Annotated in this window: 13 protein-coding genes; 6 read left to right on the top strand and 7 right to left on the bottom strand. The window is 51.7% G+C overall.

Annotated elements, in window-relative coordinates; all coding sequences use genetic code 11:
* The first annotated feature begins 137 nt into the window (after positions 1 to 137).
* The 5 genes from pgpB (at position 138) to yciH (ending at position 3,794) form a co-directional block, all read left to right on the top strand.
* Complete coding sequence (gene pgpB / locus AAHF05_RS12130; protein ID WP_028018802.1) at positions 138 to 905, top strand: phosphatidylglycerophosphatase B; 768 nt, start codon at positions 138 to 140, stop codon at positions 903 to 905.
* Between the two features lie 155 nt (positions 906 to 1,060).
* On the top strand, positions 1,061 to 1,369 hold the full coding sequence (locus AAHF05_RS12125) for a LapA family protein (RefSeq protein ID WP_023312067.1): 309 nt from the start codon (positions 1,061 to 1,063) through the stop codon (positions 1,367 to 1,369).
* Positions 1,370 to 1,375: 6 nt separating this feature from the next.
* Positions 1,376 to 2,545, top strand: a complete 1,170-nt coding sequence (gene lapB, locus AAHF05_RS12120) for a lipopolysaccharide assembly protein LapB (protein ID WP_129323452.1) — start codon at positions 1,376 to 1,378, stop codon at positions 2,543 to 2,545.
* A gap of 185 nt (positions 2,546 to 2,730) precedes the next feature.
* Positions 2,731 to 3,468, top strand: coding sequence for an orotidine-5'-phosphate decarboxylase (pyrF, locus tag AAHF05_RS12115; RefSeq protein WP_129323478.1), 738 nt, complete (start codon positions 2,731 to 2,733; stop codon positions 3,466 to 3,468).
* Positions 3,468 to 3,794 carry a stress response translation initiation inhibitor YciH gene (yciH, locus tag AAHF05_RS12110; RefSeq protein WP_028018805.1) on the top strand — a complete coding sequence of 109 codons (327 nt, stop codon included), beginning with the start codon at positions 3,468 to 3,470 and terminating at the stop codon, positions 3,792 to 3,794. Before pyrF ends, yciH begins: the two co-directional genes overlap by 1 nt.
* 106 nt (positions 3,795 to 3,900) lie before the next feature.
* Here yciH and osmB read toward each other — a convergent pair whose 3' ends face one another.
* The 3 genes from osmB to AAHF05_RS12095 all read right to left on the bottom strand — a co-directional run bounded on the left by osmB (position 3,901) and on the right by AAHF05_RS12095 (position 5,361).
* Positions 3,901 to 4,119: an osmotically-inducible lipoprotein OsmB gene (osmB, locus tag AAHF05_RS12105; RefSeq protein ID WP_028018806.1), complete on the bottom strand. Its 219-nt coding sequence runs from the start codon at positions 4,117 to 4,119 to the stop codon at positions 3,901 to 3,903.
* A 263-nt stretch (positions 4,120 to 4,382) separates the two neighbouring features.
* Entirely contained in the window at positions 4,383 to 5,135 is a 753-nt protein-coding gene (locus tag AAHF05_RS12100) for a DNA-binding transcriptional regulator YciT (RefSeq protein WP_028018807.1), read from the bottom strand.
* A gap of 43 nt (positions 5,136 to 5,178) precedes the next feature.
* On the bottom strand, positions 5,179 to 5,361 hold the full coding sequence (locus AAHF05_RS12095; RefSeq protein ID WP_024907126.1) for a hypothetical protein: 183 nt from the start codon (positions 5,359 to 5,361) through the stop codon (positions 5,179 to 5,181).
* A 193-nt stretch (positions 5,362 to 5,554) separates the two neighbouring features.
* Between AAHF05_RS12095 and AAHF05_RS12090 the strand changes: the two genes are divergently transcribed.
* The gene (locus AAHF05_RS12090) at positions 5,555 to 6,424 is read left to right on the top strand and encodes a crotonase/enoyl-CoA hydratase family protein (RefSeq protein ID WP_129323453.1); all 870 of its coding nucleotides are present in this window, start codon (positions 5,555 to 5,557) and stop codon (positions 6,422 to 6,424) included.
* Here AAHF05_RS12090 and pdeR read toward each other — a convergent pair.
* The 4 genes from pdeR to fabI form a co-directional block, all read right to left on the bottom strand.
* Entirely contained in the window at positions 6,421 to 8,412 is a 1,992-nt protein-coding gene (pdeR, locus tag AAHF05_RS12085; RefSeq protein WP_129323454.1) for a cyclic di-GMP phosphodiesterase, read from the bottom strand. The two genes, AAHF05_RS12090 and pdeR, sit on opposite strands and share 4 nt — an antisense overlap.
* 323 nt (positions 8,413 to 8,735) lie before the next feature.
* On the bottom strand, positions 8,736 to 10,670 hold the full coding sequence (locus tag AAHF05_RS12080; RefSeq protein ID WP_332616675.1) for an exoribonuclease II: 1,935 nt from the start codon (positions 10,668 to 10,670) through the stop codon (positions 8,736 to 8,738).
* Positions 10,671 to 10,758: 88 nt separating this feature from the next.
* Positions 10,759 to 11,745: a CMD domain-containing protein gene (locus tag AAHF05_RS12075; protein WP_374936334.1), complete on the bottom strand. Its 987-nt coding sequence runs from the start codon at positions 11,743 to 11,745 to the stop codon at positions 10,759 to 10,761.
* Between the two features lie 154 nt (positions 11,746 to 11,899).
* Positions 11,900 to 12,688 carry an enoyl-ACP reductase FabI gene (gene fabI, locus AAHF05_RS12070; protein WP_003856831.1) on the bottom strand — a complete coding sequence of 263 codons (789 nt, stop codon included), beginning with the start codon at positions 12,686 to 12,688 and terminating at the stop codon, positions 11,900 to 11,902.
* Positions 12,689 to 12,704: the final 16 nt, after the last annotated feature.

Below are 12,704 nucleotides of genomic sequence, written 5' to 3'. Positions count from 1 at the left end.
AGTTCATTTTGCCACAAGCTCAGCATGTTCACCTAATGGGCACCATGCTATATGAACGTTAAACGCACGATCCGACATATCCACGTATCGAATAAATTTCAGTTATGATTGTGACGCTTAGCAAAAAAGGAGAAGACATGCTTTCAATCGCCAGACGTACGGCAGCAGGTGCGGCCATTTTACTGATTATGCCTCTGGCCGTATGGGTTTCGGGCTGGATGTGGCAGCCCGGGCAGAATGCGGCATGGCTGAAAACGTTATATTGGATAACGGAAACCGTCACCCAGCCGTGGGGAATTATTACTCACGTCCTTCTCTGCGCGTGGTTTCTGTGGTGTCTGCGTTTTCGACTGCGGGCGGCGCTAATGCTTTTTGCGATCCTCGGTGCTGCCATTTTGATTGGTCAGGGCGTGAAATCCTGGGTTAAAGATCGCGTTCAGGAGCCACGGCCTTTTGTCGTCTGGCTGGAAAAAACTCACCATATTCCTGTGGATGAATTCTACAATTTAAAACGTAAAGATCGTGGCGCACTGGTGAAAGAACAGCTTGCTGAACAGCAGGATATTCCGAAGTTTTTGCGTAAACACTGGCAAAAAGAGACGGGGTTCGCGTTTCCTTCTGGCCACACTATGTTTGCGGCCAGTTGGGCGTTACTGGGCGTTGGATTACTCTGGCCGAGACGTCGAACCGTGACTATCGTGATTTTACTGGCCTGGGCGACAGGAGTGATGGGCAGCCGCCTATTGCTGGGGATGCATTGGCCGCAGGACCTGGCGGTCGCTACGCTGATCTCATGGCTGCTGGTCACGCTGGCGACCTGGCTTGCCGAACGACTCTGCGGTCCGTTAACGCCACCGCTCGAAGAGAAAGAAGAAATTGCCGAAAGGGAGCAAAGTGACGGTTGACGGTTGACGGTTGATAATCCGTCTTTCGCCCATAAATCCATAGCTGGCACGTTACTTTTTCCGTTTCGCGCCCGTCACTAAAATGGTAGTTTATAAGACTGATTGCGGTGAATTGAACACACTTTATTCGCTTGAACCACATAACGGGAAGTAATGTGAAATATTTACTCATTTTCTTACTGGTATTGGCGATTTTTGTCATTTCAGTCACATTGGGTGCACAAAACGACCAACAGGTGACGTTTAACTATCTGCTGGCGCAGGGCGAGTACCGGGTATCGAGCCTGCTGGCGGTCTTATTTGCTGCGGGCTTTGCCATTGGCTGGCTGGTTTGTGGTCTTTTCTGGTTGAAAGTCCGTGTTTCTCTTGCGCGCGCTGAACGTAAAATTAAACGCCTCGAAAATAACATTGCGCCTGCGTCCGACATTCCGGAAAGCTCTGGTGTGCCGGTCGTGAAGGAATAATCGACTATGCTGGAGTTGTTATTTCTGCTTTTGCCTGTAGCCGCAGCCTATGGCTGGTATATGGGCCGCAGAAGTGCGCAACAAACAAAGCAGGATGAGGCCAACCGACTCTCCCGTGACTACGTTGCGGGGGTTAACTTCCTGCTGAGTAATCAGCAGGACAAAGCGGTAGACCTGTTCCTCGATATGCTGAAAGAGGATACGGGAACCGTTGAAGCGCATCTCACCCTGGGGAACCTGTTCCGCTCACGCGGCGAGGTTGACCGCGCAATTCGTATCCACCAGACCCTGATGGAAAGCGCCTCCCTGACCTACGACCAGCGACTCCTTGCGGTACAACAGCTGGGGCGGGATTATATGGCCGCAGGGCTGTACGATCGTGCTGAAGATATGTTCTCGCAGCTGGTGGATGAAACTGATTTCCGTATCGGTGCACTACAGCAGCTGCTGCAGATTTATCAGGCCACCAGCGACTGGCAAAAAGCTATCGATACAGCGGAACGTCTGGTTAAGCTGGGTAAAGATAAACAGCGCGTAGAGATAGCGCATTTCTACTGCGAATTAGCCCTTCAGCAGATGGGCAGCGACGACATGGACAAAGCCATGGCGTTGTTGAAGAAAGGCGCCGCCGCCGATCGTAATAGCGCGCGTATTTCGATCATGATGGGGCGCGTCTTTATGGCGAATGGCGATTACGCCAAAGCCGTTGAAAGCTTGCTGCGTGTTATCGACCAGGACAAAGAGCTGGTCAGTGAAACGCTGGAGATGCTGCAAACCTGCTATCAACAGTTGGATAAGCAGGAAGAGTGGGTGGCGTTCCTGCGTCGTTGTGTGGAAGAGAATACCGGTGCGACCGCAGAGCTGATGCTTTCAGACGTGGTTGAGAAGTATGAGGGGAGCGACACCGCGCAGGTTTATATTACGCGTCAGCTGCAGCGTCATCCAACCATGCGGGTATTCCATAAGCTGATGGATTACCACCTGAATGATGCTGAAGAGGGGCGTGCTAAAGAGAGCCTGATGGTGCTGCGCGACATGGTAGGCGAGCAGGTGCGCAGCAAGCCGCGCTATCGTTGCCAGAAGTGCGGGTTTACGGCGTATACGCTCTACTGGCACTGTCCTTCATGCCGTGCATGGTCCACCATCAAGCCAATTCGTGGCCTCGACGGGCAGTAATTTTTTAAAACACTGCATTTTAGTTACAACATACTGATGATGCTTACCGCTTCCTGAACTCCGTGCGGTTTGCCAGTCTGGCAGGAAAACAAATGGATTCTGTCAATTTGCAGCGGTGGCAGGTAGAATGCTCGCCGTTTATCTGTTCCGCGCCGCTGCGCGCCCATAGACGAAAAGGGCTGGTCATGACGTCTGTTACTTCCTCCACTTCCCGCGTAATTACGGATTCTCCTGTTGTTGTTGCGCTTGATTACAATAAGCGCGACGCAGCTCTGGCCTTTGTCGACGGTATCGATCCTCGCGACTGCCGTCTTAAAGTTGGCAAAGAGATGTTCACGCTGTTTGGGCCGCAAATCGTACGCGATCTGCAACAGCGCGGCTTTGACGTTTTCCTCGACCTTAAATTCCATGATATTCCAAATACCACGGCGCACGCTGTTGCAGCCGCCGCGGAGCTGGGGGTATGGATGGTTAACGTTCATGCGTCGGGTGGAGCAAGAATGATGACGGCCGCCCGCGAAGCGCTTCTGCCGTTCGGTAAAGATGCACCGCTGCTGATTGCGGTCACCGTGCTGACCAGTATGGACGAAAGTGATTTACGCGACCTGGGTGTGACGTTGTCACCTGCGGAACATGCTGAGCGCCTCGCACGTCTGACACAAAATTGCGGTCTTGATGGTGTTGTCTGTTCGGCTCAGGAAGCGGTGCGTTTCAAATCAGTCCTGGGGCAGGATTTTAAACTTGTTACCCCGGGGATCCGCCCTGCAGGCAGTGAAGTGGGCGATCAGCGCCGTATTATGACGCCTGAACAGGCACTGGCTGCAGGTGTTGATTACATGGTCATCGGACGTCCGGTGACGCAGTCTGCGAACCCGGCAGAGACCCTTAAGGCTATCAACGCGTCGCTGAAAAAGGGGGCGTAATGACAGATTCCAACAGCCGTCTTGTTTACTCTACCGAAAGCGGACGGATAGACGAACCGAAAACGAAAGCGGAACGTCCGAAGGGGGACGGTATTGTTCGGATCCAGCGTCAGACCAGTGGGCGAAAAGGAAAGGGGGTATGCCTTATCTCCGGAATCGATCTGGATGATGCGGAACTGGCAAAGCTGGCGGCTGAACTGAAAAAGAAATGTGGCTGCGGTGGTGCCGTGAAAGACGGCATAATCGAAATTCAGGGTGATAAACGCGATTTAATTAAATCGCTGCTCGAAGCCAAAGGCATGAAAGTTAAGCTGGCAGGCGGCTAACAGAAATAAGCCACGACAAATGCCGTGGCTTGTTTTATATACGTGCGTAAGTCAGACCTGAAATGCGTTCTAAATAGCGTAATATCGGGGATGGCTTATCGAATTATTATTTGCCAACCTGGTGACCGATAATACCACCGACAGCCGCCCCACCTAATGTCCCCAGCGTACTACCATCTGTTAATACTGCACCACCGAGAGCACCGGCACCGGCACCAATAGCGGTGTTGCGGTCACGTTTAGACCAGTTAGAGCAAGCGCTCAGGGACATTGCTACAGTGATTGCCAGAACAGCGGCGGCTACTTTTTTGCTGGTTAAGGTCATAATACTTTCTCCTGAATTATCGATTCACGGAAAGATGTACACATTAAGTATAGACGAATCGAATACTTAATTCTGTTCTCCGCGAAAGCTGGTCGCGCAGGCGTTACGTAATCACGCAGGTGATAGTCACTTCCTGTTATATCGCTAACATTAATTTTACGACTTTAGGCCAGCTTAAACAGGTAAAAACTCTTAAAGGGAGGTTAGGAATCATCTCAGAGAATGGGCTGCGTATGCGCCCGAAAGTCGGGCGCATAATGTGCTCAGGCGGGGGTTTTAATAATATTGACGATGAGTCCGTCATCTTCCAGTTTATTACGGTGGACGTCGCTCAAACGTTCATCGGTAATGACGCGACTAAAGCGAGAAATTGGCCCCATTGTATAAGGGTGAACAGCGCCAAATTTAGAGCTATCCGTAAGCACAATGGCTTCACATTCTTTTTCGAGTACAGCATTTACTACGTCAGAACGCATCATATCCCGGCCGGTGAAACCTGTCTCCGGTTGCCAGCCGTCGATCCCGATAAACGCCTTGCTGAAATGAACCTGCTGGACATACTGGCGTGTCAGAGGACCTACCATACTTTCACTTTTTTTCTGGTAAATTCCCCCTAGCAAAATCACTTCACAGCGTGTTTCTTTGAGTAAATGCGCGATATAGCTGCTGACCGTGATGATGGTAACGTCTTTTTGATCGGCAAGCGTACGCGCCAGAAGGGCATTGCTGCTGCCGTTTTCAATAAAAACGGTCTCACCATTGTTCACTAAAGACGCGGCAAATTCTGCCAGTTCACGTTTAAGCGCGTAGTTATTCATCATTCGCGTTTCAACGTCTTCGCTGTCGAGTGGGACAGCATATCCATGCGCACGACGGAGGTAGCTCTGTTTTTCCAGCAGATTAAGATCCTGACGGATGGTGACTTCAGAAACACCCGTGGTTTTAGCAAGATCGACCACGCTTACGCGCCCCTGATCGATGACCATCTGCAAAATGATTTGTTGTCGGGAATTCATAGCATCCATTTAATAAAGCGAAACGAGGTCGGGAACGCTGGGGTTAAACTTCCCACGGCGCCTTTGGCTGACGGTTTTCTGGCGCATTGTCGGCACCATTCTGAGCAAGAAGTTCAGACTTCAGGATCTCAAGATTACGGATCGCAGAGTGATAATCGCCCGCCACCAGGATATCCAGCACGGTATCAATACGTTGTGCTACAGCTTGTGCATCAATAGTAGACATAATCTCACCCCAGGAGCGAAAAGTTAATATTTTCAATGATGCAGAAAATAGGATCAAAAGAGAAGGGAAAAAATGCAATAACTAAATTACATAAACAACAGTGATAAATTTATTCCCTCTCATGCAGTGGGCTTAATGAGTGGATTAGTCTAAAACTGCGCGCAAGGCGCTTTTTTATAAGAGGAATTAGACTATGACAGTTATCAATCAGCCTACATGCACACTGTTTACCGATTCTAAACGTTTCACGCAGTTATCAGGGTATTACGAGGCGGAGCGCCGTACAGTCTGGATGATGCTGCAGGCCCAGCCGCGTCCTTGCTTCAATCATGCGCTAATTGAGGAGATCATGAACCTCTCATGGTTGGTGCGTCAGTCTGGTTTTGAGGTCGATTTTTGGGTAACCGGATCGCTGGTTCCTGAAATGTACAATACAGGAGGTGATTTACAGTTCTTCGTCGAGTGCATTCAGAACGGACGTCGAGAAGCGTTACGGGCATATGCACGTGCATGCGTTGATTGCGTTCATGCGGCATCACGCGGGTTTGATACGGGGGCTATCACGCTGGCAATGGTAGAAGGCAGTGCGTTAGGTGGCGGGTTTGAGGCCGCTCTGGCGCACCATTTCGTAATGGCTCAGCGCGATGCCCGTTTAGGTTTCCCCGAGATTGCCTTCAACCTGTTCCCGGGCATGGGGGGATATTCACTTGTTGCACGTCGCTCCGGTATGAAACTGGCAGAGGAACTCATCTATAAAGGGGAATCGCATACGGCAGAATGGTACGAACAGCACGGGCTGGTGGATGTGCTGTTTGAACCTGGACAAAGCTACGTCTCTGTCAGGACATTTATCGACACGCTGCGGCCAAAATTGAACGGTATAAGATCAATGTTACGTGCCCGTACACGCGTTCTGCAATTGCCCCGCAGCGAGCTGATGGACATTACAGAAGACTGGGTTGATGCCGCATTCTGCCTCGAGCCAAAAGATATCGCCTATATGGAGCGTCTGGTTATGCTGCAAAACCGCCATCATGCGGCGGGTTTACGCAAAGCCAGTTAACGCTGATTTCGCGATTGATATCGTTTTAGCCATCGCTCGAATACGGCAGCGGGCATCGGCTTAGCAAAAAGAAAACCCTGCCGTTCGTTGACGCCATTCTTAGTCAGAAAGGCGTCTTCTTTTGCACTTTCCACGCCTTCCGCAATCACCTGCAGATTTAACGCCTGCGCCACCGCAACAATGGCGCGAACCAGGGACTGGGAGATGGATTGCTTATGAATATCCCTGACAAAAGATTGATCGAGTTTAATGGCATCGATCGGGAACCGGGCCAGTTGCGAGAGCGAAGAGTAGCCCGTGCCAAAATCATCCAGATGAATTTGCGCCCCTAACTTGCTGAACTGCTGGATTACTGAAAGCGCCAGCTCTTCGTTCTCGATAAGACAGCTTTCGGTTAACTCAACGTCCACAGGACAGTATTCAAAGTTCAGATCTTTGAGCGCCTGTTTTAAATCACTGAAAATAGTCTGATCGGCCAGCTGGCGCGCAGAGACGTTCACGGCCACGCGCAGATTAATCCCCTTGTCGCGCCATTTAGCGATCTGGCGAACCACGTCCAGCATCACCCAGCGACCTAAGGGCACAATCAAACCCGACTCTTCGGCATAAGAGATAAATTCCAGCGGAGGGATCAAACCGCGTTCTGGTGACTGCCAGCGGACCAGCGCTTCAAGGCTACGGACTTCCCCACGCCAGGTTATTTTGGGCTGGTAGTGGATCAGCAACTGATCGTTATCAAGCGCTTTACGCAGGTTGGTGTCTAGCCAGAGATATTCAAACACGCGCTGGTTCATCTCAGGTGAGAAGACACAAAACTTACCCCGTCCGTTCTCTTTGGCGGTGTACATCGCAGTATCGGCATTGCGAATGACGCTTTCCCGGTCAATGCCATGCTGTGGTGCGAGCGCGATACCCAGAGAACAACCGGTGTAAATTTCAATCAGACCAATTCTGAACGGCTGGCGCAGACGGGTTAAAATGCGCGACGCCATTGCTTCCAGAGAACCCTGCGAGGTATTTGTGGCCATGACAATAAACTCATCACCGCCGAGTCGAGCCAGTATCTGGCCTTCATCAAGACAACTCAAAATAGCGAGGGCGACAGCCTGAAGCAGCTGATCGCCAAACATATGCCCGTAGGCATCGTTGACCTTTTTGAAGTTATCGAGATCGAGATAGACCACACCAACCTGCGTTTCACCACGGCTGTCGATGGCATCTGAAATCAGTTCGTGGATCGCATTGCGGTTTGGCAACCCGGTGATGGTGTCGGTATTGGCCAGCACGCGCAGCCGCTCCTGAGCACGGCGTTCCTCTGTAATATCGGTACCGGAACAGATAAGAAAAATTTCATTTTTACCGCTGCCGCTGTGAACGAATTTGTTTCTGAACAGAAACAATCTTTGTCCTTTTCGCGTTTTGATCCAGCGTTCGACTTCATACGAACTGCCATTACGAAAGAAACCGGTAATATTGCGCTTTGAAGCTGCTGCTTCGCTGCGGCTCATAAAGAGCTTAAACACGTTCTGGCCAATGACTTCCTGTTCTTTCAGGCCGGTGTACTCTTCACTTAGTCGGTTAAAACGCTGGATATTACCGTTATGATCGAGAATAACAATGACGGAGTTGGCCTCTGAGACTACCTGTTCCGCAAATGAGAGACCCTGTGCCAGATCGCGGGCCACGGAGGGGGTATCATTCCAGGAGGAAGCGGTGCCAGCCCACTCATTGCGGGTTATTTTGCGTCCGACAAGATGGACAGGGACATTTTCCCCGTACAAAGAGAGCGTCATTGAAATGCTGGAGGTAATAACAGTTAACTGACGGATGAGGCCAGCCTGTTCGTCGTCCAGCGACACCACCTGAGTCACGTCGGCATTTTCACTTGCGGCAAGATGCAGAGCGTTGCTGTCAGCTGATAATCGCCACCATGGGCTGTGAGTGCCCATGTAACGAAACAGCAAATTCTGCTCCAGATCGTCCATCATGTATTCTCCCGCAGCTGCTCATTAGCGCACAAATTATTCATTTGCTGTCGACTTTTCCGTTGTGAAACAGCGGCAAAACCGAAGTGAACTTATTGTTTTTTCCCTGAATTCTTATAATAAAACGAGTCACGCTAAAAAGGATACGTAGCGTATAAAAATTCACGTAACCGAATATAACAACACTCTTTTACTGTAGATAATTATGGTGAGTTTGGGCGGAGGGAGATTGAAAATAGTAAGAAAAAGTGATGATTTTGTGGTGAAAGATAAAAGTAAAATGTCGGCCTCTCCTGCAAAGAAAGGACCGACATTTTAACAGTCTATCAGGCGACAGGGCGCGCGATAATGCTGCGGGTTTCCATGCGAACTTCAGCGATGTTTACGTCAATCACATCTGTGACTTTGTAAACCGTTTCACCTTTAATTTGCACAGTCCCATTTTCCTGGCTACAGACCATTTCGTCACGGACAGCGTGCAGGAACGGAGCAGGGATAAAGGCGACAGCACCGTTATCCACCAGACGGACGCGCATACCGCCACGGCTGATATCAATGATCTCCGCAGCAAAGCGGGTATCTGTACCGGTTTTGTCCTTCAGGAAACGCGCGTACAGCCAGTCCCCAACGTCACGTTCTGCCATCCGGTTCAGACGACGACGATCGGCCATCTGCAGGGTGGCATCGTCCTGAGGACGTGCAATCGTTTCGCCTTTGATAATCGCTTTCAGCAGGCGGTGGTTAACCATATCGCCATACTTACGGATCGGGGATGTCCAGGTCGCGTAGGCTTCCAGGCCAAGACCAAAGTGCGGGCCTGGCTCTGTGCTGATTTCCGCGAAGGACTGGAAGCGACGAATGCGGCTATCCAGGAAACCAGAAGGCTGTGCGTCAAGCTCGCGACGAAGCTTGCAAAAGCCCGGCAGCGTCAGTACTTCTTCTGGATCAACGTGCACATCGTGATTTTTCAGCAAGGCTGCCAGCGCTTCGGTATTGGCCGGATCAAATCCAGTGTGGACGTTGTAAATGCCAAAGCCCAGTTTGTCACGCAGCACGCGAGCGGCGCAAATGTTGGCAGAAATCATCGCTTCTTCAACAATGCGGTTGGCAATGCGTCGTGGCTCGGCCACGATATCCAGCACTTCGCCTTTTTCACCCAGAACAAAGCGGTAATCCGGACGGTCTTTGAACACCAGCGCATGGGTTTTACGCCACTCGCCGCGGTTCAGACAGATACGGTGCAGCAGACGAATCTGAGCGGCAATGGCGTCTGATTCCGGTTTCCAGCTGCCGGCGTTCTCCAGCCAGTCGGAAACGTTGTCATAAGCCAGCTTGGCTTTTGATTCAATGGTCGCGGCGAAGAACTCAATATCATCTTCAATCGTGCCATCTGCAGCGATGGTCATGCGGCAGGCAAGTACCGGACGCACTTCATGTGGACGCAGTGAACAGAGGTCGTCAGACAGCTCGCGCGGCAGCATCGGAATGTTAAAGCCCGGCAGATAGTTTGTGAACGCGCGGGTTTTCGCCATATCGTCCAGCTTGCTGCCTTCTGCAATCCACGCGGTTGGGTCCGCAATGGCAACGGTCAAATGCAGTTTGCCATCGGCACTCTCTTCAGCGTAGAGGGCATCATCCATATCTTCTGTACTGGCGCTGTCAATGGTGACAAATTCCAGGGCAGTGAGATCGCGACGAACCAGGCCTTCATCCTGCATCTCAGTTGCAACGCCATTCGGCGCCTCTTTTTCAAGATTATGGCGTGCAAGCGTCACCCACCACGGCACGAAATGGTCGTCCCCAAAGGTGATGAACTGGGTCAATTCAGCATAAAAACCGCGATCGCCTTTCAGAGGATGACGGCGCATTTCTGCTACGGCCCAGTCACCTTCTTTAAAATCATGCTCAACGCCACGGGCGGCGCGGCAGGGAATAGCATCTTTCAGCAGGGGGTGATCCGGCACGATAGAAAGACGATCGTCTTTTCTCTGCACCTTGCCCACAAAACGGGTCAGGAACGGTTCGATCAGTTCTTCCGGCTCGGCGGACTCACGATCCTTCTCGGTATGAATGACGGCCATGACGCGATCGCCATGCATCACTTTTTTCATCTGCGGTGGCGGAATGAAATAGCTTTTCTGCGCGTCAACTTCAAGGAAGCCAAAACCCTTTTCTGTGGCTTTTACGACCCCTTCTGCACGCGGCGTCTGGGAATGCAGTTGCTGTTTAAGCTGCGCTAGCAGCGGGTTGTCCTGAAACATAATGTTCTATTTTCGTAGCCATTGAGCGGCTGACAGTTTTACGCGATTCTCACTGTATCAGCAAGCGCTCTTTGGGTAATTAGTATGGTTATTCCTCTTTACCAAACGCGACGTTCAGGCGATTGAGCCAGCCATCAAATGCGCTTTGGCTTAGCAGTTCGATCGCGTGTACGGCAGGGAGTCCTGCATCCATGAGCGGGGTAAACTGTGCGGCGCTGAAGCGGTCAGGAGAGCGTGTCAGCAGTTCTGTTGCTGCCGAAAGTGCGGGAGAGGTAAGAGAAATCTCTTCGCGAATATTGATCAGGATTTCTCCCGTCAGGTCGAGTAGCGTCGGTTCATGGCAAAGAACCGGCGTCAGCGCTTCAAGCGCGGGTTCCGACTGCCAGCGGGAGAGAGATTCAAGCTGATGTGCACTTGCATAGCGCAGTTCGACGACGGGTAAAAGCGGTACCCACGCGTCATGGGGCGTGGGCAGGGTGTGCGGCTGAATATGATGGCCCGGCAACCAGCGAACAGGATGTCCCAGCAGAGCCTGAAACACCGCGACTACGCGAGCCTGAAAACCAATAAAGCCGATAATCTGGTTAATCACCACAATGTCGTAGGTTGACAGGCCCACCTCATCAAGCTGGTTCCGGGCTTTATCATCAATGACATCAGGAGAGCTGGCGAGCTGGCGGGCATGCTGGGTGATTTGCGCCAGACGTCGGTTGCTTTCACGCGAGGAGTCCGGGCCGGGAAGCGGGGCGAGGAGGGCGGCGTAGTGGTTACACAGCCGCTGAACGCCGCAGGCCTGCGCAACGGTTAACGCGGTACTGAGCCGATCGTAAGCGCTGAGCGTTTGCAGGCGATTCACGGGAACTGAGAGCGGAAACAGCAGTTGGCATAAGGCTCTGGCAGGAGTAAGCCAGCCTGTACAGGCGGCGACAATCTCATCAGGCAGGGCTAAATCGAGCAAAAAACGATCGTCGACGTTAGCGGCTTCGGGCACCAGGGGCAGAACATCCGTTTGCGCGTGGTTGGACTGGGTTTCGTGGTACCAGTGGCCTTTGCCGGAAAAACGGCGTTGTTCCATGTGCGTTCCTTGATCTCAAAATGGCGATCAATATCCTGGCGTAAGGCTGATAAAGGGAAAAATATTGTTAGGTGATAACAAATAGCAGAACGGAATAACGAAGGGGTGGTGCGGAGGGAAAAACTCTCTTCCCGTGCGGGAAGAGAGTCACAGCTTATTTAATTTCCAGCTCGTTCATTGCAGCGATGTTGAAGCCACCGTCAACGTGAACCACTTCGCCGGAGATACCAGCGGAAAGGTCAGAGCACAGGAATGCTGCAGAGTTACCCACATCTTCAATGGTAACGGTACGACGAATCGGGGTAACCGCTTCGCAGTGTGCCAGCATTTTACGGAAATCTTTAATACCGGAAGCTGCCAGGGTGCGGATAGGACCTGCAGAGATGGCGTTAACGCGCACGCCTTCAGGACCCATTGCGTTCGCCATATAGCGTACGTTGGCTTCCAGAGAGGCTTTCGCCAGACCCATGACGTTGTAGTTAGGGATAGCACGTTCAGCGCCCAGGTAGGACAGGGTCAGCAGAGCTGCGCCTGGGTTCAGCATCGCGCGGCAAGATTTAGCCATCGCCACGAAGCTGTAAGAGCTGATGTCGTGAGCGATTTTGAAGCCATCACGGGTAACCGCGTTCACGTAGTCGCCGTCCAGTTGGTCGCCAGGAGCGAAGCCGATGGAGTGAACGAAACCATCGAATTTCGGCCATGCTTTTGCCAGTTCAGCAAACATGCCATCGATGCTTTCGTCTTGTGCAACGTCACATTCCAGAACAATGCTGGAACCCAGCTGCGCGGCAAACTCTTCAACACGGCCTTTCAGCTTGTCGTTCTGGTAGGTGAACGCCAGCTCAGCGCCTTCGCGATGCATTGCCTGAGCGATGCCGTATGCGATGGACAGTTTGCTGGCAACGCCAGTCACCAGAATGCGCTTACCGGAAAGAAAACCCATAGCTTTAATCCTTATA

It is taken from the genome of Enterobacter adelaidei, assembly GCF_041937165.1.
GTDB lineage: Bacteria > Pseudomonadota > Gammaproteobacteria > Enterobacterales > Enterobacteriaceae > Enterobacter > Enterobacter adelaidei.
The sequence above is the reverse complement of the archived record's forward strand: the minus strand, read 5'-3'. Positions and strand labels throughout refer to the sequence as shown.